Consider the following 19,216-nt stretch of genomic DNA (forward strand, 5'->3'; position numbering starts at 1 on the left):
GATTATTAAAATATTATGCCAATCTAAATTTCATTCTCTTTTTCATGCAGGTTGATTTTCTCAATAATCTTCTGAATAGTAAGCTCTTCAAGGCAAGCCCAATCTCCTCTATAGCATTCTTTATCACCAAAAACCGAGCATGGCCTGCAACTTAGATCTTTCATCTGAACCACATCATTTTCACTTTGTCCAAACCCTAGAAAACCGGCATATGGATGAGTAGACCCCCAAATAGAAACACATTTTGTTCCCATAAGGCTCGCTAAATGCATATTGGCAGAATCCATGGAGATCATTAATTCCAGTTCTGAAATTTTATTAAGTTCTTCCGTAAGGCTTAATGCACCTGCTAAGCTTTTTGTATTGGGAATTTCTTTTTCCCATTGCTCCAATGTTTCAGTTTCTTTTTTACCTCCTCCGAAGAAGTATATCGGATGTTTCTGTGCTAAAACCCGGGCCAATTCGTAAGATTTTTCCAAAGGAAGCATTTTCCCTCTATGTTGGGCAAACGGGGCGAAACCTATCCCTGATTTTGGTTTTGACCCTGGCCTTAACTGATGAGAAAGTGTTACTTTAAATCCCATTTCACGGAAAACATCGGCATAACGTTCTACTGTTGTCTTCAACTGTACTTTATCCAGGTTCCAAATATCAGTTAATCTTTCCTTTTCCTCCTTGCCTTTATCAATTTTAAATACCTTCAGTCCTTTTCTCCTGTATATTTTATCCAGAATCTTGGTTCGGATCACGTCATGCAAATTAGCGATCATATCCGGGTGAAATTCCTTTAAAAGTTCATTGGCAAGCCTGTTTAAACCGAAAAAACCTTTGTAATCATCCAGGTTTACTCCTTTGAATATAACATTTGGAATATCAGAAAATAAGTTCTCAAAATTTTTCCGGGAAACCATCACGATTTCCACGTCCGGATTTTGTTCCAGGAATTCCCGGAAAACCGGTGCTGTCATCGCAACATCACCAAATGCCGAAAAGCGATATGCTAATATTCTGGTCACGACTTAAGCTGATAGGCGACTGCGTAAAATTTAATCTGTTTGGTCATGGCCATTAATCCATTGGCTCTGGATGGGGACAAGAATTCCTGTAATCCTATCTCTGAAATAAAATCAAAATCCGAATCTAGGATTTCCTGCGTAGAATGGCCACTGTAAATACTTACTAATAAAGAAACGATTCCCTTCGGCAAAATACCATCAGAATCTGCATTGAAAAACAGTTTTCCATCTTTGAATTCAGCATCGATCCAGACTTTACTTTGGCAGCCTTTAATCAGGTTCTCTTCTGTTTTCTTATCTTCAGGAAGCCCTTTCAATTCTTTTCCAAGATCGATAATATATTCATACTTCTGCTCCCAATCTTCAAGAAAGGCAAATTCGTCGATAATTTCCTGCTGTTTTTCCTTAATGGTCATGTTAACAATTTCTTTATGCAAAGATAACCAATTTGTAAAGAATATTTATGAAGATGCTTTTTCAAAAACGTCTAATAGTTTTACTTCCTCATTTTCCCAACACAGTAGGCTTGCCGCCTTTTCAAGCTCAGGTAGATAGCTTTTTCTTCCCTTATTTAAAACTATTTTTACAGCTTCAGCAATATTTTCAGGTTGGTGGTCTTTAATAATTTCTCCAATGTCAAACTGATCTTTGATATTCCGCATTTCGGGAAGATCCGATACTATTAGAGGAACTCTTGCCTGGATGCAATCCAGCACTTTATTAGGCAAAGAATAAAAATAACTTTCGCCGCCGTTTTCTTCGATGCTCATGGCGCAGTCTGCCATTAATGTGACATTTCTTAGATCTTTTGGTAATAGCTTCCCCAAAAACTGAACTTTATCCTGAAGATTTTCCTTGATAACCAGTTCTTCATATTCTTTCCTTTTAGGACCGTCACCTGCAATTTTAAAAATCACATTGTCCAAATGATGCATCGCAAGAATAGCTTTATCAATTCCCCGAAATGGATTGATTACTCCCTGATACAAAAGAATTTTAGGATTATTTTCAAAATCTTCTCTGTTGAATGTTATTCTTCTTGGTGCATTTTGAACAACAACGGAGCTGATTCCATATTTTTTTTGAAACCATTTTGCATAGCTTCCGCTTGCCGTAATCATAAATTTCAGCTTCGGAATAATTCGTTTTTCAACGTATCTCCATAATTTTTGTGACATTTTGCCCTGAATGGCAGGCATTTCGGAAAAAATTTCATGACTGTCAAAAACCAGTGGAATATTCAGTTTCTTAGAGATAAGATAATTAGGCAATAAAGCATCTAAATCATTAGCATGGAGAATCGTATTGTGATCTGCATTTCTCTTCAATTCATGATACAGTTTCCAATTGAATTCAAAATACGCGGTTTTTAAACTTTTGGAAAATAATGTAATCCTTGAAAAGGGATAAGGCCGTTCCATTTTTTCTTCTCCACCCCAGTTATTTCCTATCAATTCAATGTCATATCCATTTTCATATAAAGTCCTGCAGACCTTTTCAATCCGTTGATCCGTGTATAGGTTGCTAAAAGCAGAGGTAATGATTTTCTTCCGTTTCATCCCTTTTTATTTGCTGTCATCAAATGATATACCTGAACAAAACAAAGTAAAGCATTGGGAATAATAACTGGCCAAAGCATTCCGCTGAATACGCCATAAATTACAAAACAGATACAGCCGATCATATTCACGATCCTGATTTTTCTTAAATTTTTTAAGGCAAAACTCAGAACAATAAAAAAAGAAGCGGCATATCCGATATAAGTAGCAATTTCAGGGCTCATGCAAAATTTTTATAGGGAAACAAACTTAGTCATTTTCAATAAGATAATAAAATTTTTCATGACATAAAGTCATTAATTGGTTTTTGGTAAAATATTTGTAATTTAGATAATGAATAAAGATGATTTTATCTTTATTCTAATTGAGATATATTATGGATTATAAGTTTTCACAAGGTTTGAGCCAAGTGTTCAAACAGAGCAAGAATGAGGCAAAAAGGCTGAAAAGTGAATTTCTTAATACAGAACACCTTCTTTTAGGTATTATAAAAACGGAAAACTCTGCAAAAGAAATCCTTCAAAACCTTAATGCGGATTTAACACAAATCAGAAGAAAAATTGAAACTTTAAATACAGCAAGTCTAAATCCTATTTCTGAAGAGGTTACCAATATTTCTTTCACCAAGATGGCAGATCATGCCGTTAAACGTGCAGAGTTAGAATGCCGACAATATAAAAGCAATGAAATTAATACCGTTCACCTGCTTTTAGGTATTCTTTATAAATATGAAGACCCTACTTCTAACATCCTGGGAGCTTATGATATTGACTATGAAGGAGTTTCAAGAGAATACCAGACTATGCTTAAAAATTCCGGACAGGCACCACAAATGAGCGCCTATGATGACGATGAAGAAAGAGAGGAATTTGAGCAGATGAGAAAGCCGACAGGAAATTTAGGTTCTGCAAAAAGTAAAACCCCTACATTGGATAACTTCGGTAGAGACCTTACTTCTTTGGCAAGAGACGGGAAATTAGACCCAGTAATCGGACGTGAGAAAGAAATCGAAAGAGTTTCGCAGATCTTGTCGCGTAGAAAGAAAAACAACCCTCTTCTTATCGGAGAGCCGGGTGTTGGTAAATCTGCGATTGCTGAAGGTCTGGCTTTAAGAATTCAGCAGAAAAAGGTTTCAAGAGTTCTTTATGGCAAAAGAGTGATCACGCTGGATCTGGCCAGTTTAGTGGCCGGAACCAAATACCGTGGCCAGTTTGAAGAAAGAATGAAAGCCATCATGACTGAGCTGGAGAAAAACAGAGATGTGATCTTATTCATTGATGAGCTTCACACTATTGTAGGTGCAGGAAGTTCTACGGGAAGTTTAGATGCATCCAATATGTTCAAGCCAGCTTTAGCAAGAGGTGAAATTCAATGCATCGGGGCTACAACTCTTGATGAATACCGTCAGTATATTGAAAAAGACGGAGCATTAGAAAGAAGATTCCAGAAAGTAATGGTGGAACCTACTTCTATTGAAGAAACCATCCAGATCCTGAATCAGATCAAAGATAAGTATGAAGAGCATCACAATGTAATTTATACTCCTGAAGCTATTGCTGCGTGTGTCAATTTGACATCTAGATACATTACAGACCGTTTCTTACCAGATAAAGCGATTGATGCAATGGATGAAGCAGGTTCCCGTGTTTATATTAAAAACATGAAGGTTCCTACAGAGATCATTGAATTCGAAAAGAAAATCGAAGATATCAAGGAACTGAAGCAAAAAGCTGTAAAAGCACAGGATTATCTTGAGGCAAGAAAACTGAAAGATGAAGAAGAGCGCCTTCAGATGGAGCTTAATGCAGCTCAGGAACAATGGGACAAAAATGTAAAAGAGAAAAAAGAAACCGTGACGGAGGAAAATGTAGCTGAAGTGGTTTCTATGATGAGTGGTGTTCCTGTAACCAAAGTAGGTAAGAATGAGCTTGATAAGTTAGCTCAGATGGATGATAAGCTGAACGGAAAAGTGATCGGACAGGAAGATGCTGTGAAAAAGGTTGTTAAGGCCATCCAAAGAAACAGAGCCGGTCTTAAAGATCCGAACCGTCCAATTGGTACATTTATCTTCTTAGGAACAACCGGAGTTGGTAAAACGGAGCTGGCTAAAGTAATGGCAAGAGAATTATTCGATTCTGATGAAGCTTTGATCAGAATTGATATGAGTGAATACATGGAGAAATTTGCGGTTTCAAGATTGGTTGGTGCGCCTCCGGGATACGTAGGATACGAAGAAGGGGGACAATTGACTGAAGCGGTAAGAAGAAAACCTTATGCTGTAGTTCTTTTGGATGAAATTGAAAAAGCTCACCCTGATGTATTCAATATCTTGTTACAGATTTTAGATGAAGGCCACGTTACCGATAGCTTAGGCAGAAAAATCGATTTCAGAAATACGATTATTATCCTGACTTCCAACATCGGAACAAGAGATCTTAAAGATTTCGGAGATGGTGTAGGATTCGGTACCTCGGCGAAAAAGTCAAGTTCAGATACAAGAGCAAGAAGTACCATTGAAAATGCCCTTAAAAAAGCATTTGCTCCTGAATTCTTAAACAGAATTGACGATATTATTATCTTCAACTCTCTTGAACAGACAGACATCAAGAAAATAATTGATCTTGAGTTGAATAAGCTTTACAGCAGACTTGAAAAATTAGGCTATAAAGTGGAATTGACTGAAGAAGCAAAAGACTTTATTTCTGAAAAAGGATGGGATAAAGATTTCGGGGCAAGACCATTGAAACGAGCTATCCAGAAATATATTGAAGATTTATTGGCTGAAATGCTGGTAAACAAACAATTATCTGAAGGAGAAACTGTGGTTCTTGATCTTAATGAAGCGAAAGATGCTTTAACGGGCAAAACTTCAAAACCGAAAAAATCGGCAGAAAAGTCTTCTCAATCATAAATAAATAATTTGATTATATAAAAAAAGCATCAGGAAAATTCCTGATGCTTTTTTATTGTTTTAGATTTTATTTACTGTCATTCAATAATGTCTGAAAGCTTTTTATCCTTCATTTTTAAAAGACACCTTAAAGAAATAAAAATGGGTAAAGCCGGAAAGAGGAACTCCAAATAGCGGAATCATGAATCTTAACAATTTACTTTTTGATACTGATTAAAATATCTCAATAAAATTACAATCCCACCACAAATCCAATATTTGGAACCAATCCGCTGGAAAACACGCTCTCATTCTCTTTCCAAAGCACATTATACATGATTCCGATCTGCATAAAAGAATTGTTCCCTATTCTTTGCATATATCCTCCTCCAAGGTACAATGCATCTTCATTGGTATTTGCCTTAAAATCGTAAATCTTATCTTTATAATTAATGAAATAATGTTGGTAATTAGCACCTAAATAAAAGGTTCTTGCGATGTAATAATTCAGAAACGGACCGACTCCAAACATCGTTGAACTGTAGGCATTGGATTTCTGCCACGAAACACTTCCCAAAAGACCGCCTTCAAGATCGTCGGTAAGTTTATATCCAGCCCTCGGCGCTGCTGAAAGATTAAAGTAATTGTTACTTCCGAATCCAAATCCTATGCCCCCACCGAAAGTCCATCGATTGTTGCTTTCCTGCGAAGCTCCTACGGCAACTTGTGAAAATATTGAGCCTGAAATTATCAGAAATAAGGAAGTCATAAGTTTCTTCATACTTGAATTGTTTTTATCAATGCTTAAAATTATAACTTTTTTACGAATCTTTTTAATCGTATTTTTGCAGCGTCAAACTAAGAACTCCCGTTAAGAGTTTCGTAAAATTGAATACAATGAAAGTAGTAGTAGGCCTTTCCGGAGGCGTAGACTCGAGTGTAACAGCCTATTTGTTACAACAGCAAGGCCATGAGGTAGTGGCTTTGTTTATGAGAAACTGGAATGATGCTTCCGTAACATTAGAAGATGAGTGTCCGTGGATTGAGGACAGTAATGATGCATTGATGGTTGCGCAAAAACTGGGAATTCCTTTCCAGGTAATCGACATGAGTGAATTATATAAAGAACGCATTGTGGATTACATGTTTGATGAATATCAGAAAGGAAGAACACCCAATCCGGATGTATTGTGCAACAGAGAAGTAAAATTCGATGTTTTTATGAAGACTGCCATGTCTTTAGGTGCAGATAAAGTAGCGACAGGACATTATGCAAGAGTAACTTCTACATTTGATGAAAACGGAAAAGAAATTTTCCATCTTTTAGCAGGAAAGGATAACAATAAAGATCAGTCTTATTTTCTTTGCCAATTGAGTCAGGACCAGCTGTCAAAAGCATTGTTTCCTATCGGTGAACTTACTAAACCTCAAGTAAGGGAGATTGCGAAAGAAATCGGTCTGGTAACTGCGGATAAAAAAGATTCTCAGGGGCTATGTTTCATTGGAAAAGTAAGCCTTCCTCAATTTTTACAACAGCAATTAGTACCTAAAGAAGGTGAAATCGTTGAAATTTTCAGAGATTCTCCTCTTTTTGCACAGGAAATGCCTCAAGTTTCTTCAAAAAAGGAGGAATTAGAATTTCTATCTCAGAAAATTAAGTATAAAAAAGCTGACGGAAAAGTTATTGGAAAGCATCAGGGTGCTCAATTTTTCACGATCGGGCAAAGCAAGGGCTTGGGAATCGGTGGCCACAAAGAAAGCTGCTTTATCATTTCCAGAGATATGGAGAATAATATTCTTTTCGTAGGTGAGGGCCACAGCTTTCCGGGATTGTATAGAAAAGCTTTAAAAATTGACAATGCTGAAGTACACTGGGTTCGAGAGGATTTAGCTTTGAAAAACGGTGAGTCTATGGAAATTCTGGCAAGAATAAGATACAGACAACCTTTGCAAAAAGCTACTCTTTACCAATTCGAGGATGCCTTTTATATTGAATTTGAAGAAGCGCAGTCCGCAATTGCAGAAGGACAGTTTGCATCTTGGTATGCAGATGAAGAATTACTAGGAAGTGGAGTTATTTCATAATTTTTTTTAAAAGTTATTCATTAACAATGCTTTATTTGTGTAACTTTGTATGACACAAATAAAAAACATAATGAAAACTTCGTTAAAAAATTATTCCGTACAAGCCGGCCTTATTGTGATTTTACTGGCCGCATTCCTTTTAGGATTTAATCTTTATAAGATCATTGCACATTTTAAGAGCCCGGGTATTGCACAAAGCATTCTTCTTCTGGCCATCATTGTTGCAGTTATCAACAGATACAGTAAAACCTTAGAAGAGGATTAAAAAAACAACTTTTTTAACTAATAAACCCGAAGCATTCTTGTTTCGGGTTATTTATTGAATGTAAAAATCATCTCAACTTATCCTTTACTTTTATTGACATAATAAACAAACTAACAAATACTTCCGCTATTAAAATGATGATCAGAAACCCAATCGGTTTTCCCAGCATCAACCCTCTTATCAGCTTTACGATTCCTACTCCAAGAATAAGGATCATAAAGAAAGAGGTAACACCTGAAATACTTTCTTTGATAAGCCTCAACATAAAAATGGAAAGATAAAACGTGATGATCAGTATCAGATAAAATGCTAAAAAATCAGGTCCCTTTAACAAAATAGGATTGTACATGTGATGTTCGGTAACCAGCCAACACATACTAATTCCTATTGAAACTGAGTGAGATATTGAACTTTTCATATCCTATATTGTTTAGCCGCCACATCCTCCGCAACCCCCGCATCCTCCGCCGCATCCTCCTCCACCGCAACTTGAGCCACCTCCGCTACAGCTTCCTCCGGCATCATTGTTCCGTTTATCCTGTTTGTGAAAATCAGAGGCATTGCTATCTCCTACTATCGCCCCAATTACACCGAAAATAAAAATGATCACAAATACAACAGCTATGACCATCAATCCCATAAAGCCATCACCCTCAGTGCATGAGTACAGTAAAAGTAATACAAGTAAAGGTGAGAAGACAGCCATTCTTTTCAGCCAGGATTTTGCTTTGGGTTTTTCTTTCTGTGCATTCCATATTTCAGCGGGAGCTTCCTGTTGAAATATCTCTCGGTAATTTTCTAAGGTATCCGCAAACCAGTTCTGATGTTTTTCCTTTTCTGTACTACCTCCTTTTGAAGGATGGTGATGTAGTTTCCTTTGTAAAATATTCGGGCAGAATTCTTCCCAGTAATTTTGAGTATAAATAAGGTGCATATGCCATACTTTATCTACGATTTCACTCGGAGAAGCTCCTTTAGGCAGAATACAGCAGAGATAAATAAACTTTTTATACTCTTCAATTGCTCTTTTAGTAAATTCTAAAGTCCAGTTTTCTTCTTTTGCAAGCTTTTTTGAGAAAGGAAAATCAGCATCAGGAGCGTCTAATGAGAACTGCCAGATCCTGTTCCAAAGCGATTCGTTTTTTAATATCATCGTTGTTTCCATATTCTTTGATTTAATGTTATTGTTTTTTCTTATCAAATCTCCATTGATTTTACAATATAAAAGTCTTACAGAAATCTTTTTTGGAATTAAAAAAGACTTAAATTAGTCTTATAAAATTAAGAACTATGAAAAAAGAAGATATCCTGCATTTAGAGAAATTGATGAATTTCTTAAGCCTCCATTTTTTAAAAAAGAATCATTGGGAAGACGTTACAAAAACAGAGTGGTCTTACATTGTAGCAGAGCTCAATGATCTCATCCTTCAGGATCAGATGGATAAGGGTATAAAAAAAGAAGCCGATCTCATAGGCAGCAACTATCTCTATGAACATTTGATAATCAATAAACTAAAGAAATATTACCTTAACGAAAATGCGGTTTTGAGCAAGCCCAACCTTGCCAAATTAAGTCTGATCGTCAAAGTGTTAGGATATACGAATTATATTGATTTCATTAACTCACACACTGGAGCATTCAACTTTAACGATTTGCGGATTGATTTGGATAATGCCAAGCAGAATACAGCCCTTTTAGACAGGTTGGTCGGTTGCTGGTATTCTTACAACAGGAATTTGCCGGATAATCCTCTAGAAGCCAAGGATGACCGGATATGGCGTTCTGCCATGGAAATCTATAAGTCTGAAACTTCAGGGGAATATTATATAGAAAGAAGCGGTGGAGACCATCACAAGTATTTTGGAAAAGTAACAGCCTATTCAGATTATGTGTTCATTATTATGAACAGCAATACATTTATCCGCCAAAGACATTTTATTTCAAGGATAAAAGATATCAAAGAAAAACTTAAGAACCCAGAATACAAGCTCCATGAATTGCATTTTATAAGTACATGTATCAGTTTTAATCAAGAGCCGATCGCTCTGTTCGAAATTTTTCAAAAAGCGGACAGAAAAAACTTTGTCCCCGATTCCATCAGCTTCCCAATTGACAGTGATGAAATTCCGGCATCTATTGTAAAACAGCTTGAAGATACCGAAGCTAACAGGATTGATTATAAGTAGTTACGTGGTTCGTTATCCCGAATCCAGCAACCCGGATTAACTTATCAACCATTCCTTAAAATCTTTCACCCGGTCTCTGCTTACGGTAATTTCTTCCTGTGGTTGAAATTCAAGATCAACTTTGTAATAGGGTGAAGTATGAATATTTTTAATGTAATCTGCATGGATGATGAACTGCCTGTTGACACGGAAAAATTTCTTCTCATCCAGCACATCTTCCAATTCATCCAATGTAAAATCTGAAGGATAACTCCTTTCCTGTGTTTGGAGGTAAACAATCTTGTTTTCACTGAAAAAACAGCTTACTTCATGAGTCTGAATGATCTTCAGATTATAGCCAATTTTCACCAGGATCCTGGAAAGTGTGGTCTTGTCTTTTTTAATTAATTCCTTAATTTCCTGTGAGCTGACAGAGTTATCTGAAGGAATAAATGATTTAAACTTCTCAATAGCTCCCGAAAGGTCTTCTTCCAGAATGGGCTTTAATAAATAATCAATACTGTTTAATTTGAAGGCTTTCAGGGTATATTGATCGAATGCGGTGGTATAAATGATGAATCCTTTAGTAGGGACTTTTTCGAAGATATCGAAAGAAAGCCCGTCCCCCAGAACAATATCCGAAAAGATAAGCTGTGGATGCTCATTTTGTGAAAACCACTCTACTCCTTCTTCCACAGATTCTATTTTAGCAACAATCTGTATTTCAGGGAAATCACTCAGCATTCTTTCCAATTTCCTTGAAGCAGGTTTTTCATCTTCAATAATTACAGTTTTGATCATTGGTTATAGTTTTTTAATAAAAACGGAATAAAAATAAATAAAAGCCAGCGGATATTTAAAAGTTTATTGGTTTTTTATCCTTTTTAAGTTCTTGTTCTAACGTTTTTCTTTCCCATTCGGAATTAAAAATGAATAATTTTACTGCTTTTACCGTTAAAATGATCGCCCAAATCATTAAAAAAATGGATCCGCTGAAGAATGAGATTTCTATTTCTCCATTTTTAAACAATTTATTGCCGAATACAAATACTGTAATGATCCCGAACCATAAAAGGCTTTTATAAAATTTCTTAAGCTGGTTCACTCTTTCGTATGCCTGATTATATTCCATGGTTTTGATATTTTAAGTTATTAAATTGTTTTGTTATTTTCTTTTTCTTTTTCCATCAATTCTTTGATTTTTTTCTCTTCCCAGTCTTTTCCGATCCCGAAAACATTAATGGCATGTGCCGTAAGTCCTATACCCCATCCCAACATTGGCCAGTAAAACCATAAATGATCAGGAGATGTCAAAAGATTCAGAATGAATAGAAAAGGAATCACCAGACAGTAAGAAGTCAGGTTTCCATAAAATCCTTTTAATTCTTTTACTCTTCTTGTTGCTTTTTCGTAAGCTAAGGTTTCTTTGTTGAATGATGTAGTTTCCATATTATCTGTTTTAAAATTAATTTGTTGAGTTTTCTTGAGACAAATGTACTCCATGAAAATACCTCCAATCAATTTTATCTTACCGAATGGTAGAAAATGAATCCTGAATAGCAAAATTCCTGATTCAATTGAACCAGGAATTACCATGAAAACATAATTTGTATGAACTAATTTCTAAAAATATTGCCAAGTAGTACCATTATAGTACACTACTGCTTTGCGGGTTGTATCATATACCAATGCTCCTCTTGTAGGAAGCTTGATCTGAAGATCCGGATAAGAATATTTGGGAAGAATAAGCGCTTTACTTGGCGACTCCAGGATCAAAGCTCCTGTGGCTGCTGAAGATGTTGCCCCGATAATCACTCCGCTTCCTGAATCCGTTCCAGTAACGGCAACTGATGTTGTTGAAGCACCATTATTCGTCCATGCCGTTCCGTTACATGTAGCGAGCTGTCCTGTAGAAGCATTGCTGGCAATAGCTCCTTTAGTCGTCGCATCACATGTTGGTAAATTGATCGGGTTAATAACAATTGTTCTGATGGTTGTCGTACTGGTTCCAAAATCCAGAATCCCGGAACCGTCAACACTTGTTTTTCCAATAGCAACTTGTGCGTTTATTTGAATAAAAAAGCTGAAAATTAAAGCTAAATTAAATGTGATAATATATTTTTTCATCTGAATAGTTTTTTTAATTGCAAAATCTGTTAAAGATAATTCCTAATGCCCTCCATGCAGTTCCGTTATATACCTTCGTTGTATTATCCGAAGTATCAAAAATCAGCATTCCTTCAATAGGAGAAGTAATCGCCGCTGTAGAGGCTACTCTGGTTAATACTAAAGATTTTCCGACAGAATTGATTTGCATATAACCGTTTTTGGAGGTCGGTTTCCATCCGGAAGTCTTGGTAAGATCAATCCCAAAAGGAGTATCGGCAACATCAGCAATATTTGTATTGTCCCAAAGTCCTATCGTGAAATAATTGGATGTTCCTGCGTTCTGGTTGACCTGTATTGTGGCTGTACCTCCGGAAACTGAAATCTCTTTAATAGAGACATTGGTTGTAAAAGTTGGATTATCTGCTGCAATTAAATAATACCTTTGATTAGCCGTAGGATTGGTAATAGAATTAAATTGATAATATACACAGCCTATTGCTGAACCTGTTTTCTGAGCTTGCCAGATACGGTTGCTTCTTTGAATATTGGGGATTCCGGAAATTGCAGTAGAATAAGTATTCAATGCACCTCCATTATCAGAAATCATCAAATAATTATTGTTGGCTGAAATATCTGTATGATTGGCCGATGTATTGGAAGCTGTAAAATTATTATTTGTAGAAATAGTAAGATACGATCCAGAAGTTGTAGTGGTTCCGGAATTATTTGCAGAATTGGAAATTCTCTGATGAAGTCCGGAAGCATCGTCTCTCCCGATCCCAAAAATATTGTAAATAAAAGCTCCTCCAACGTTTGCGGAAGGATTATCCCAGTATACAGTGGTGCCATCTCCGGCAGTATAATTCTGAGCCGTAGTCTGCGTAAGAGTAGTTCCATATTTAAGGGCTAAATATGAATTTACCCTGTTTATTTCCACATTCGACAGATTCCTGTTATACCATAGAATTTCCGGAATAGCATAATTGGCAAAAAATACAGGCCAATAACCGATACTGAATGCATAATTCCCCTGATCATTAAAGGTATCTGACGCCGTTGAGTTGGTCTCAATCCCATTGATAAAACTACTCCTGTTGGTACTGCTTACTCTCCTGCCCACTCCGATATTATTTCTAGAAGTTGCAGGGTAAACAATCGCCTGTGTCGCATTCCCAAACTGGACACTGTTTGTACGAAAGCCGGAATTACATCTGTTCGCTCCACATTGTCCGGTAGTCATATTCGACCAGAAATTCGAAAAAAGGTCAAAATTGGCACTGTTGGAAACTCCAAAATAAGTAACGTTCTTAGTGGCTGCTGTACTTCCTCCATAAAAATTGGTTGTGGAATAAGTGTTGGTTGTAGAATAAGCTATTCCAGTAACATTTCCTGCCCCTGCAGTAAACTGTATGGCATCATTGAAGTTAAATCCTGCATTGTTAATTTTAGCAGGCGCTGTTGTTCCACCAACGTTTAGTTGAGAAATACCCGCAAATAATGGTGTTGTTGATTGGTTTGTCCAGGTAGCGGCCGTCCAGCCTGTTTCGGCTTTCATCCATATAACTAATCCTGAATTGATTCCTCCGGGAGATTGGGCATACGCAGGCAGAATCGCGCATACCGATAGTAGCGAAATAATTTTGCAAAAATTCATCGTTGTTTTGTTTTTTTGCAAAACTACAATTTTAAATAATATATTTTTACATTTTTTCTAAAATATTTAATTTTTTAATAAAAAATCAATAAAGAAATGGGAGAATTCTTTTTGTATTTCTCTGATATTGGATATATTCATCACCGAATTCCTCAATGAGAGCACGCTCTTCCACCTTCATCCTATAATTGAAAGCCAAAAAAGATGGGATCAATGCGAGAACAAGAGAAAGCCAATTATTAAGGAATAATCCCAAACCAAGAAAGGTAAGCAGTGAAAAAGCATAAGAAGGATGTCTCAAATACTTATAAAAGCCTTCTTTTTTTATTCTGTGATTTTCTCTTATAGCAACATCAACGGTGAAATATTTTCCTAAAGACCGGATGATAATCAGTCTAAAAACAATTCCTAAAAGAACAAAAGCCTCTCCTATATAGAAGATCCAGGTTTTATCCGTAATCGGAAGCTCAAAAATATAAGAAACACTAACCGCGCTCGCAACGGACAAAATAATAACGATCCATAAGATATTGAGCGTTGAGTTATCTTTTTTTTTGTCTTTATCTTCCGACCTCAGCTTTCTTTTATAAATGATCTCACTCAGCAACCAGGCGGCCATTGAAATATAAAATACAATATTCAGCGTTTCCATTTCATTTGTTTTTATCCATCAATTCTTTGATCTTTTTTTCTTCCCATTTATTTCCCAGGATGAATCCCGGCAAAAAAACACTCAATGCATAACCTACCAAGCCTATTCCCCAAAAGAAGGGAAGAACGAAATATTCAACTTTCCAAATGGTTTCCCCGGGCTCCAGCTCTTTATAATTCAGAAACAGGATAAATAGATTGACGGCAAAATAAATGAAGGTAAAAACGTAGAAGTTTTTTATTCTTTTTACCCTTCTCGCCGCTTCTTTGTAGCGGATATCATTTTCATTAATATTTTCCATGGCTGTAGTATTTTATTGTTTGTTTTGTTTTTCTAAAATTTCCCTGATCTTTTTGTCTTCCCAATTTTTTCCTATGGCAAAAACACTCATTCCGTGAGCAACCAATCCTATTCCCCATCCCAGCATCGGAAAATAAAACCAGATATTTTTAGGAGAAGTCGTGAGGTTGATGATGGCCAAAAACGGGATGATAATACAATAGGAAATCAGGTTGCTGTAGAAGCTTTTAATTTCTTTTACCCTCTTCTGGGCTTTTTCATAGGCCGCATCATTATCATTAGGCTGTGCACTGATAACATTAGGCTTTTCCATCAATATCGGAAGCTTTACTTTAAAATAATCTTCTGACTTTTCAATAAAAACGTTTCGCTTTGTAAGCAAAGAATACCGTTGCACAATATTAGCCAATCCTATTCCTGCACTTTCTTTCATTTGTTCTCTTACCTGAAGGTTATTTTCAATGCATAATGTATCATTTTCAGAGAAAACCTTAATAACCAACGGTTTTGAAGATGTTGCAAAGTTGTGCTTGATACAGTTTTCCAATAACAGCTGAAGGGAAAGTGGAACCACGTATCTTCTGTAGTCTTCTTTTTGAACATCAAAGATAAAATCCACGCTGTTTTCAAATCTTGTTTTCAACAGTTCACAATACGTTTTGGCAAATTCCATTTCGTCCTCTACGGTTACAAGCTCTTTATCTTTTTGTTCAAGTACATATCGATAAATCTTTGACATTGAAGCGGTAAACTTTTGAGCCTGTTTCGGGTTTTCATCAATTAATGAGCTTAATACGTTCAATGAATTAAAAAGAAAATGGGGATCCAGCTGGTTTTTCAACGTTTCAAACTGAGCATTCGCAGATTTAGCGATCAGCTTCTGTTCCACGACTTCTTTTCTGGAAGTTTTCTTCAATTCTTCCATGAATCCTTTCGCATGAAGAAAAGCAGAGATCAATAGGGCAATATTGACCATGAACCAATTGGTGAAATTGTATTTTCCTGAAAAAAACTGTTCTGTAGTAGCATTTTTCTGGAAGACCACAAAGTTCATATAGTTACAGAAATAGACGATGATGAAATTGGCAACAAGAATGCACGCAATACTTACGATTGCTCTTTTTGTAGTTGCTTCAGACCATGGAAATTTTTTATTGAGAAAATCGTTAATAAAACCATTTCCTATTCCTATGAGAAAAGAATACATGGATGAAATTAGCAGGGTAAGCATAAAGCTTTTCAGACTGTGTTCATCTGTAAAAAACAGAAAGAAAAACAAAGATGTTCCCAGCGATATCCAAAGTAATATGATGAAGTCTTTACGTTTCATGGGTTATTTTCTGGCTCAAATTTAGCTGATCTTAAAGGTACCAAAAATTATTTCTTACCGAATGGTACATTTTATCAACTGAATTGCATAAAAAAACCTCCCATGATCCGGAAGGTTTAATATTTCATTATTGATCTTATTTTACCGGCTGGCTGATAAAATATTCAGCTTCAGATTTCCCCCAATTCGGATCAAGAGCTGTTTTCGGCTTATAAGCATTGAATTTTTCCAAAGCAAGCTTAAACATTTCTAATCCTTTTGTTTTGCTTCCACCGTACTGTTCCGGAGTGAAGTACATATCTTCAGCTTTGATCAGCGCAATTCTAGGATTATCCGGGTCTAGTTTTTCTGCTGCTGTAAGTTCGGTAGATGCTTTTGCACCATCCGTCATATATCTTTGGGCTGGGTTTACCATCATCCTTAACGAATAAGCCATTTTTTTCAACAAATGGATTTCAGCATTATCTGCAAGGCTCTCTGCAGAAGTCAAGTATTTCATTGCCTGGTCCGCAGTAATATCCAGTTCCTGCATTTTACCCTCTCTCATTTGTACTCTTCCTTTCTGGATGAATGAAAAAGCAGCATAATAAAGCGGTTGCCATTTATCTTTTTCTTTTTCTGAAATTCTCTGGAAATCATTAGCCAATGTCTGGAATTCTTCCGGCGTTTTGCAGGCTTCCAGCTTGGCAATTTTTTCGGTCATTATTTTTTCGTACGTCGTCTGGGCGAAAGAAGTTAAGCTACACAAAATCAGAGCAAAACTTAATAGATACTTTTTCATTATTTTAAATTTTTAATGTTTAATTGTAGTTCTTGTTGGTCGTGAAATTATTAAAATTATTGATTGGTTTATAAATTATTATTGATTGCATCCTGTGTTTTATCTACACCAAAGCTGATAAACGCTCCTACAAAAACAAACGTGTTAACCGGAGGTACTACTGCGGAATTTCTTGTTCCGTCCATAGAAAAATTATATCCGTACACATTCTTGGATCCTAAAACATTGGAAATACTCAATACGAAAACAGTAAATGCTTTGGCATCCTTTTTCCCGAGATTAGGCAAATAATTAAAGCTTACGTTTAAGGCATTATAATCTTTTAATCTTCCTTCGTGTCGGATATAATTTACTGTTTGTCCATTCATATTTTGTGAAGCAATGTCATAATAAGGGCGTCCTTTTGCATACGTGTACGAAAGATTGATTCCTGCCTTCCACTCCGGGACGAATCTTTTGGCAACCGCCGAAATAGTATGCTCTGAAGCAAAGTTGGGCTTTAAGCTTACCGGATAATTCATGAAATCTCTTTTTGAATCGAGGAAAGAGTAACTGATCCAGTAATCTATATTTTGAAATGTTTTTTTATCTCTCCAGAAAACCTCCAGTCCTTTCGCAAAGCCATATCCGTTATTATTATCTGCGGTTTGTACATATTGATTCTGATTATCAACATATTCAAGATTTTTGAATTTAACCAGCTGATCATATTTTTTATAAAAAGCTTCGAATCTTAAGCTCCTCCCTTCTGAAGCGCGTTGCAACTGGAAAATATAGTGTTGTGCCTTTTGAAAATCCAAGCTTGCTGGTCCGTTGATGTATTTACTTTCCGGATTCTGGTAAAAAAGCCCGTAAGCAAAAGAAGTTGTCCAATCCTGGCTTAAACGGTATGCCAACGCAAAACGGGGCGCAATATTACTTTTTCCAAGGTAAGAAGAATGCTCTGCTCTTACTCCGATTTTGGCTGATAACTGGTTGCTGAAACCTAAATCCGTTTCTACAAACACAGAGGAGATGAGATCTTTATAGTGCTTTTTCACTTCTTCAAAATTCAGCTTTTCATCGGCACTGTTTAATTCAATTCCTCCTCTTACCGCACTGATTTTGTTTACCTTTCTTTCTAAAACCGTTTTGAAATTGATATAATTACCATCTGTCAGCAAGCGTGTTTTATCGGATTCTATATCTGCTGTTTCTGTTGAAAAGTTAAGATCAGACCTGTTGAATGAATAAGATGTCCCGGCATTCAGCAAATATTTGCCGAATTTTTGTCTGAAAGACAAGTTGTGATAGGTATTCTTCCCTTTTAGCCTCACCAGGGAAAAATCATAATCTTCCGGCTCCAGGCTTTCCGTTTTCACACCCATCTTATTGCTGTCATACATCCCGTAATATTTAAAAAAACCACCGGATTTTGTTTTAATCCTGAAATTGAGGTCTCCATTTAAGCCTTGAGGAGCATCAATAAAATCTGTGTTGAAGTTAAAAACTTCCTGCATCACATTCAGCATAGAATATCCCAAAGTAGCTCCATAAGAATGGTTTTTATCCTCACTTAATCTTTGAAATCCTGCGCTCAAAAAGATGGGAGAAATCCCGAAATCATAAGAGCTTTGATCCGGAAGGTCAACACTTTCCAACATTAAAGCCCCAGAAAGAGCCTGCCCGTATAATGCGGAATATCCGCCACTGGAAAAAACATTTCCTTTAAAAAGAGATGTATTGAATCTGTCTCTTCCGGCAATTCCCGGAACGGAATTTGAAAAATAATTATTAATTAGACTTCCGTCCATAAAGATTTTAGATTCTGTGCCTGTTCCACCACGGATGAAAAGGCCTTCCGTCTCGCCAACTTTCTGCACGCCCGGAAGGAAATTTAATGCGGAAGAAATCTGTCCGTCTGCTCCAGCCGTTGTGTAAATGTCTATGGGGGTTAATAATGCGGTTGCTCTTTTTTTATCACTAGCTTCAATAGAACCGGCAGAAACTACAACGGCATTGATTTCATTGATCTGCTCTTTCAGTTCAATATTGACGGAAACATCTTGATTTTCAATAACAATTGGTTTTTCAACATCGATATAATTGGGATGAGTAAAGGTCAGGAGGTGATTTCCTTTTTCCGAAGTCTCAAAAGAGAAATTCCCGCTGGCATCTGTAGTGGCTCCGTCATAGGTGTCTTTTAATGTCACATTTACTTCTCCTACTCCTTTATTTTTATAACTTACTTTTCCGGTAATCTTCACTTGGGAGTAGCTCCAGGCAAATGTGAGAAAAGCGATCAGAAGCAGGAATCTTTGTCCTTGTGTTTTCATGGTGATTAATTTGCCGTCAAAAATAAGATGAAAATTAACTTTGGTTCAATTTTTTCTGCCTGAATTGTAAAATTCCTTCACTGAACCGTAAAAA

At 36.4% G+C, this 19,216-nt stretch carries 21 protein-coding genes; 4 read left to right on the top strand and 17 right to left on the bottom strand.

The annotated features are described in order from the left end of the window. Nucleotides 1–23 precede the first annotated feature (23 nt). Genes EGI05_RS16065 through EGI05_RS16080 form a run of 4 tightly spaced genes read right to left on the bottom strand, consistent with a single transcriptional unit; the run spans nucleotide 24 to nucleotide 2,799 of the window. The gene (locus EGI05_RS16065; RefSeq protein ID WP_228428631.1) at nucleotides 24–1,016 is read right to left on the bottom strand and encodes a glycosyltransferase family 9 protein; all 993 of its coding nucleotides are present in this window, start codon (nucleotides 1,014–1,016) and stop codon (nucleotides 24–26) included. Then, entirely contained in the window at nucleotides 1,013–1,432 is a 420-nt protein-coding gene (locus EGI05_RS16070) for a SufE family protein (protein WP_123264038.1), read from the bottom strand. The genes EGI05_RS16065 and EGI05_RS16070 overlap by 4 nt, the downstream gene beginning before the upstream one ends. A gap of 45 nt (nucleotides 1,433–1,477) precedes the next feature. Beyond that, nucleotides 1,478–2,575, bottom strand: a complete 1,098-nt coding sequence (locus EGI05_RS16075) for a glycosyltransferase family 4 protein (protein ID WP_123264039.1) — start codon at nucleotides 2,573–2,575, stop codon at nucleotides 1,478–1,480. After that, a complete protein-coding gene (locus tag EGI05_RS16080; protein ID WP_123264040.1) occupies nucleotides 2,572–2,799 on the bottom strand; it encodes a uroporphyrinogen decarboxylase in 228 nt (75 codons plus the stop codon). The genes EGI05_RS16075 and EGI05_RS16080 overlap by 4 nt, the downstream gene beginning before the upstream one ends. Nucleotides 2,800–2,951: 152 nt before the next feature. On the opposite strand from EGI05_RS16080, the gene EGI05_RS16085 reads away from it, so the two are divergent. Continuing rightward, nucleotides 2,952–5,486, top strand: a complete 2,535-nt coding sequence (locus tag EGI05_RS16085) for an ATP-dependent Clp protease ATP-binding subunit (RefSeq protein ID WP_123264041.1) — start codon at nucleotides 2,952–2,954, stop codon at nucleotides 5,484–5,486. 232 nt (nucleotides 5,487–5,718) lie between these two features. On the opposite strand, the gene EGI05_RS16090 is transcribed toward EGI05_RS16085, so the two are convergent. After that, entirely contained in the window at nucleotides 5,719–6,246 is a 528-nt protein-coding gene (locus EGI05_RS16090; RefSeq protein WP_123264042.1) for a hypothetical protein, read from the bottom strand. 116 nt (nucleotides 6,247–6,362) lie between these two features. Here EGI05_RS16090 and mnmA point away from each other — a divergent pair, with 116 nt between their 5' ends. Then, the gene (gene mnmA / locus EGI05_RS16095; protein WP_123264043.1) at nucleotides 6,363–7,550 is read left to right on the top strand and encodes a tRNA 2-thiouridine(34) synthase MnmA; all 1,188 of its coding nucleotides are present in this window, start codon (nucleotides 6,363–6,365) and stop codon (nucleotides 7,548–7,550) included. Nucleotides 7,551–7,620: 70 nt separating this feature from the next. After that, nucleotides 7,621–7,815 carry a hypothetical protein gene (locus EGI05_RS16100; RefSeq protein ID WP_123264044.1) on the top strand — a complete coding sequence of 65 codons (195 nt, stop codon included), beginning with the start codon at nucleotides 7,621–7,623 and terminating at the stop codon, nucleotides 7,813–7,815. Between the two features lie 67 nt (nucleotides 7,816–7,882). Here the strand turns inward: EGI05_RS16100 and EGI05_RS16105 are convergent, their stop codons facing one another. Together EGI05_RS16105 and EGI05_RS16110 are read right to left on the bottom strand one after the other, a co-directional pair. Further along, nucleotides 7,883–8,233: a DUF2207 domain-containing protein gene (locus EGI05_RS16105; RefSeq protein ID WP_123264045.1), complete on the bottom strand. Its 351-nt coding sequence runs from the start codon at nucleotides 8,231–8,233 to the stop codon at nucleotides 7,883–7,885. 12 nt (nucleotides 8,234–8,245) lie between these two features. Next, nucleotides 8,246–8,980, bottom strand: coding sequence for a glycine-rich domain-containing protein (locus EGI05_RS16110; RefSeq protein ID WP_123264046.1), 735 nt, complete (start codon nucleotides 8,978–8,980; stop codon nucleotides 8,246–8,248). Between the two features lie 125 nt (nucleotides 8,981–9,105). Here EGI05_RS16110 and EGI05_RS16115 point away from each other — a divergent pair, with 125 nt between their 5' ends. Continuing rightward, nucleotides 9,106–10,002, top strand: coding sequence for a hypothetical protein (locus tag EGI05_RS16115; RefSeq protein ID WP_123264047.1), 897 nt, complete (start codon nucleotides 9,106–9,108; stop codon nucleotides 10,000–10,002). 36 nt (nucleotides 10,003–10,038) lie between these two features. Here EGI05_RS16115 and EGI05_RS16120 read toward each other — a convergent pair whose 3' ends face one another. The 10 genes from EGI05_RS16120 to EGI05_RS16165 form a co-directional block, all read right to left on the bottom strand. Then, entirely contained in the window at nucleotides 10,039–10,782 is a 744-nt protein-coding gene (locus tag EGI05_RS16120) for a LytR/AlgR family response regulator transcription factor (protein ID WP_123264048.1), read from the bottom strand. A 55-nt stretch (nucleotides 10,783–10,837) separates the two neighbouring features. After that, the gene (locus tag EGI05_RS16125; RefSeq protein ID WP_123264049.1) at nucleotides 10,838–11,113 is read right to left on the bottom strand and encodes a 2TM domain-containing protein; all 276 of its coding nucleotides are present in this window, start codon (nucleotides 11,111–11,113) and stop codon (nucleotides 10,838–10,840) included. A gap of 20 nt (nucleotides 11,114–11,133) precedes the next feature. Beyond that, entirely contained in the window at nucleotides 11,134–11,430 is a 297-nt protein-coding gene (locus EGI05_RS16130; protein WP_123264395.1) for a 2TM domain-containing protein, read from the bottom strand. 174 nt (nucleotides 11,431–11,604) lie between these two features. After that, entirely contained in the window at nucleotides 11,605–12,108 is a 504-nt protein-coding gene (locus EGI05_RS16135) for a hypothetical protein (RefSeq protein WP_123264050.1), read from the bottom strand. A 13-nt stretch (nucleotides 12,109–12,121) separates the two neighbouring features. After that, a complete protein-coding gene (locus EGI05_RS16140) occupies nucleotides 12,122–13,744 on the bottom strand; it encodes a hypothetical protein (RefSeq protein ID WP_123264051.1) in 1,623 nt (540 codons plus the stop codon). 85 nt (nucleotides 13,745–13,829) lie between these two features. Next, nucleotides 13,830–14,396 (bottom strand): methyltransferase family protein, encoded by a 567-nt coding sequence (locus EGI05_RS16145; RefSeq protein WP_123264052.1) that lies wholly within the window; start codon nucleotides 14,394–14,396, stop codon nucleotides 13,830–13,832. Nucleotide 14,397: 1 nt separating this feature from the next. Beyond that, on the bottom strand, nucleotides 14,398–14,697 hold the full coding sequence (locus tag EGI05_RS16150) for a 2TM domain-containing protein (protein ID WP_123264053.1): 300 nt from the start codon (nucleotides 14,695–14,697) through the stop codon (nucleotides 14,398–14,400). 12 nt (nucleotides 14,698–14,709) lie between these two features. After that, the gene (locus EGI05_RS16155) at nucleotides 14,710–16,026 is read right to left on the bottom strand and encodes a 2TM domain-containing protein (protein ID WP_123264054.1); all 1,317 of its coding nucleotides are present in this window, start codon (nucleotides 16,024–16,026) and stop codon (nucleotides 14,710–14,712) included. Nucleotides 16,027–16,162: 136 nt separating this feature from the next. Further along, nucleotides 16,163–16,807, bottom strand: coding sequence for a hypothetical protein (locus tag EGI05_RS16160; protein ID WP_123264055.1), 645 nt, complete (start codon nucleotides 16,805–16,807; stop codon nucleotides 16,163–16,165). A gap of 68 nt (nucleotides 16,808–16,875) precedes the next feature. Next, nucleotides 16,876–19,122, bottom strand: a complete 2,247-nt coding sequence (locus tag EGI05_RS16165; protein WP_123264056.1) for a TonB-dependent receptor — start codon at nucleotides 19,120–19,122, stop codon at nucleotides 16,876–16,878. Between the last annotated feature and the right edge of the window lie 94 nt (nucleotides 19,123–19,216).

It is taken from the genome of Chryseobacterium daecheongense, from assembly GCF_003729955.1.
Taxonomy (GTDB): Bacteria; Bacteroidota; Bacteroidia; order Flavobacteriales; family Weeksellaceae; genus Chryseobacterium; species Chryseobacterium daecheongense.

What these genes read in the sequence shown, in the direction of transcription:
- EGI05_RS16155 (WP_123264054.1), bottom strand. Translation starts at nt 16,026, where the DNA reads ATGAAACGTAAAGACTTCATCATATTACTTTGGATATCGCTGGGAACA.
- EGI05_RS16075 (WP_123264039.1), bottom strand. Translation starts at nt 2,575, where the DNA reads ATGAAACGGAAGAAAATCATTACCTCTGCTTTTAGCAACCTATACACG.
- EGI05_RS16130 (WP_123264395.1), bottom strand. Translation starts at nt 11,430, where the DNA reads ATGGAAACTACATCATTCAACAAAGAAACCTTAGCTTACGAAAAAGCA.
- EGI05_RS16115 (WP_123264047.1), top strand. Translation starts at nt 9,106, where the DNA reads ATGAAAAAAGAAGATATCCTGCATTTAGAGAAATTGATGAATTTCTTA.
- EGI05_RS16140 (WP_123264051.1), bottom strand. Translation starts at nt 13,744, where the DNA reads ATGAATTTTTGCAAAATTATTTCGCTACTATCGGTATGCGCGATTCTG.
- EGI05_RS16085 (WP_123264041.1), top strand. Translation starts at nt 2,952, where the DNA reads ATGGATTATAAGTTTTCACAAGGTTTGAGCCAAGTGTTCAAACAGAGC.
- EGI05_RS16120 (WP_123264048.1), bottom strand. Translation starts at nt 10,782, where the DNA reads ATGATCAAAACTGTAATTATTGAAGATGAAAAACCTGCTTCAAGGAAA.
- EGI05_RS16105 (WP_123264045.1), bottom strand. Translation starts at nt 8,233, where the DNA reads ATGAAAAGTTCAATATCTCACTCAGTTTCAATAGGAATTAGTATGTGT.
- EGI05_RS16145 (WP_123264052.1), bottom strand. Translation starts at nt 14,396, where the DNA reads ATGGAAACGCTGAATATTGTATTTTATATTTCAATGGCCGCCTGGTTG.
- mnmA (WP_123264043.1), top strand. Translation starts at nt 6,363, where the DNA reads ATGAAAGTAGTAGTAGGCCTTTCCGGAGGCGTAGACTCGAGTGTAACA.
- EGI05_RS16100 (WP_123264044.1), top strand. Translation starts at nt 7,621, where the DNA reads ATGAAAACTTCGTTAAAAAATTATTCCGTACAAGCCGGCCTTATTGTG.
- EGI05_RS16090 (WP_123264042.1), bottom strand. Translation starts at nt 6,246, where the DNA reads ATGAAGAAACTTATGACTTCCTTATTTCTGATAATTTCAGGCTCAATA.
- EGI05_RS16165 (WP_123264056.1), bottom strand. Translation starts at nt 19,122, where the DNA reads ATGAAAACACAAGGACAAAGATTCCTGCTTCTGATCGCTTTTCTCACA.
- EGI05_RS16080 (WP_123264040.1), bottom strand. Translation starts at nt 2,799, where the DNA reads ATGAGCCCTGAAATTGCTACTTATATCGGATATGCCGCTTCTTTTTTT.
- EGI05_RS16160 (WP_123264055.1), bottom strand. Translation starts at nt 16,807, where the DNA reads ATGAAAAAGTATCTATTAAGTTTTGCTCTGATTTTGTGTAGCTTAACT.
- EGI05_RS16135 (WP_123264050.1), bottom strand. Translation starts at nt 12,108, where the DNA reads ATGAAAAAATATATTATCACATTTAATTTAGCTTTAATTTTCAGCTTT.
- EGI05_RS16110 (WP_123264046.1), bottom strand. Translation starts at nt 8,980, where the DNA reads ATGGAAACAACGATGATATTAAAAAACGAATCGCTTTGGAACAGGATC.
- EGI05_RS16125 (WP_123264049.1), bottom strand. Translation starts at nt 11,113, where the DNA reads ATGGAATATAATCAGGCATACGAAAGAGTGAACCAGCTTAAGAAATTT.
- EGI05_RS16150 (WP_123264053.1), bottom strand. Translation starts at nt 14,697, where the DNA reads ATGGAAAATATTAATGAAAATGATATCCGCTACAAAGAAGCGGCGAGA.
- EGI05_RS16070 (WP_123264038.1), bottom strand. Translation starts at nt 1,432, where the DNA reads ATGACCATTAAGGAAAAACAGCAGGAAATTATCGACGAATTTGCCTTT.